General features: G+C 65.2%; 3 protein-coding genes and 1 pseudogene. 3 read left to right on the top strand and 1 reads right to left on the bottom strand.

Annotated elements, in window-relative coordinates; translation table 11 throughout:
- The first annotated feature begins 16 nt into the window (after positions 1–16).
- Genes U9977_RS24760 through tmk form a run of 3 tightly spaced genes read left to right on the top strand, consistent with a single transcriptional unit; the run spans position 17 to position 2,367 of the window.
- Complete coding sequence (locus tag U9977_RS24760) at positions 17–1,177, top strand: radical SAM protein (protein ID WP_416210770.1); 1,161 nt, start codon at positions 17–19, stop codon at positions 1,175–1,177.
- Positions 1,170–1,751, top strand: a complete 582-nt coding sequence (locus U9977_RS24755; protein WP_322751688.1) for an exonuclease domain-containing protein — start codon at positions 1,170–1,172, stop codon at positions 1,749–1,751. The genes U9977_RS24760 and U9977_RS24755 overlap by 8 nt, the downstream gene beginning before the upstream one ends.
- Positions 1,729–2,367 carry a dTMP kinase gene (gene tmk / locus U9977_RS24750; protein WP_322751687.1) on the top strand — a complete coding sequence of 213 codons (639 nt, stop codon included), beginning with the start codon at positions 1,729–1,731 and terminating at the stop codon, positions 2,365–2,367. The genes U9977_RS24755 and tmk overlap by 23 nt, the downstream gene beginning before the upstream one ends.
- 29 nt (positions 2,368–2,396) lie before the next feature.
- Here the strand turns inward: tmk and U9977_RS24745 are convergent.
- Positions 2,397–2,591 (bottom strand): annotated as a pseudogene (locus U9977_RS24745) (IS982 family transposase); the annotation flags it as partial.

Here is a 2,591-nt window from a genome sequence, read left to right as displayed (position 1 = left end):
GGTCGCTCTAAGCCAGGTGGCCACCCGTGTTGCCCTGCTGAGCAGGGATCAGATCGACAAGCTTCCGGAGCGCGCCCGCGAAGTCGTGGAGTACCGCAAAAGCGGTCTCAGCCTGAACCACATCCAAGGCTGTCCGCTCGATTGCGCGTACTGCATCCGGCACACCTACGGCCTGTGGGATCAGCGGGTGCCGCGGGCGCTCATGAGCGACACCCAGGCCGTCGAGGAGCTGGTCACTCACCGGTACTTCCAGCCGCACGTGACCCCGGTGCAGGTGTTCAACAGGGCCACTGACCCGTTCCTTCCGGTCGTCCGGCCGCACACCTTTGCCGTGCTGGAAGACCTCGACGCGCGGGGCCTGACGAATCACGTGCTCGTCATCACGCGGCACCAGATGAAGCCGGACGACGTTGAGCGGCTCAACCAGCTTCGCCGCATCAAGCTGACGTTGCTGTTCACCTTCTCAGGGATCGACAATAAGGAGATCGAGCCCTACCCCTCTTCGGTGGCGGCCGAGTCCTTGAAGCTCATGAGCGCGCCCGAGCGTAGGGCGTACCGCACCATCCTTTACTGGCGTCCCTTGGTGCCTGGTCTCAACGACTCAGACGAGCACCTGGACGCCGCGTACAACCTGGCCCAGCACGCCGACGCCACGGTGTTTACGGGGCTCTTCTACCGCGACCAGATTGCGGACTACTACAAGGCCAACGGTCTGCCTGAGCCCTACGAGGACACCGCGCGCCGGAAGATCGTGCCCGAGACGCTTGAACAGCGCGTTCTCGCCGCGTTCGACAACTCCACGCCGTTGTTCCGCAAGACCTCCTGCGCGGTGGCCTACGCGCATGGCCTCCCCGACTACAACGGGCACTACGGCATCGGGCGCGAGCTGTGCGACATCTGTCCGCTGAGTCAGCTTGAACTCTGCGCCACCGCACACACGCGACCGTCACCCGACCGACTGCGGGAAGTCGCCAGCTCCTTGCCCGAGGCTCGTGGTCTGGTGGTCGTGGACATCACCGACCGCGCGGCCGTGGTGTCCGGTCTGGAGACGGAGCAGCCGCGCTACTACCTGCAACACGCGCTCGGGTTCCAAGTGCATGACGTGCGACATCCGCACGTCGAGCGACAGCATGGCCGAGCAAGTATCGGCTGGAAGGACGGTAAGCAAGATGGCTGACTGGACTGACCTCACGTACGTGGTGGTTGACGTCGAGGGCAACGGCCAGCAGCCGCCCGACCTGGTGGAGCTGGCCGCCGTCCCGATCGCCGGCGGGGTCATCGGGGAGCCGGTGAGCTGGCTCGTCAAGCCGGAGTCGCCGATCAAGCACTTCGCCACGCGGATTCACGGTCTGACCAACAAGGACGTTGCCGACTGCCCCACCTTCGAGGCGGTCAAGGTCGATATCCTTATGGCACTCAGCCACCCCGCGATCGTCGCCCACAACGCCCATGTTGACGTCAGCGTTCTTCAGCGCGAGATGAGCGGCTGGGAACCGCCCGAGGTCTTCGACACGCTCAAGCTTGCGCGGCGGTTGGTGCCGGGCCTGGACGGCTACCGGCTCGGCAGCCTGGTCGAGTCGTTCAACCTGGCCGATGGCCTGCCGGACGCCATCTCACCGCACCGCGCGACCTATGACGCCCTGGTGGCGGCCCGGTTGTTCGTGCTGCTCGCCACCAAGGCCGCCAGCTTGGAAGAGCTGCGCGGCCAGAAACCGGGAGGGGGCGACGATGAACCTCCGGCCCTTTTCTGATCACCAGCGCGGCTTGTTCGTCAGCGTTGACGGGCCGAGCGGTGCGGGCAAGAGCACCATCGTTCACCACCTGGCGCAGCTCCTCGTTGCCGCTGGCGAAGACGTGCATGTGACGGCTGAGCCGAGTAACGGCCCCATCGGCGCACTCTGCCGCGAGTTGACTGAGACGACTACCGGTCACGCGCTGGCCTGCTTGTATGCCGCTGACCGCTACCACCACCTTGAGGCGGAAGTCCGGCCGAACACAAGCGCCGGCCGGGTGGTGCTGAGTGACCGCTACATCCCCTCAGGCTTGGTGATGCAGCGCTTCGACGGCATTGATCCGGCCTTCCTCTGGCACGTCAACGCCGAGGCTGACCGGCCCGATCTCGCCGTCATCCTGGAAGCCGATCCCGAGGTCATCTCGGAACGACTCCAGGAGCGCGGCCCACATAACCGTTTCCAGCTCTCGCCGGGCAGCAGCCACGCCGAAGCCCACTTCTACCGCCAAGCCACCGAGCGGCTGATTCAGGCGGGCTTCGACGTGCTGCGGGTGGATGTGAACCGAAAAGCACATCCGAGCAGGTCAGGCTGCGTCTCGGCCGAGCCCCGATCGCGATCAAGGCCCGCGGTCTAGACGAATAATTCCTAATCTGTTGATCGCGTTCAGTGGTCGTAGGCGATCAGTGAGCGGGTGACAGGAGCGGCGATCTTGTTGTTGTGCCAGATCGCCGCAGCCATCGCCAGCAGCCGCTGGCCGACCCGGACCGCGACACCCTCGAAGCTCCGCCCACCGTGTTCTTCCAGGTCAAGCTGCCCCTTGAGGGTGTCGTTGACCGACTCGATGAGCTGGCGGACCTT

Origin of the sequence: Protofrankia sp. Cas8 (genome assembly GCF_963555845.1) — a bacterium.
Taxonomy (GTDB): Bacteria; Actinomycetota; Actinomycetes; order Frankiales; family Frankiaceae; genus Protofrankia.
This window is presented reverse-complemented; position numbering and strand designations above follow the sequence as displayed.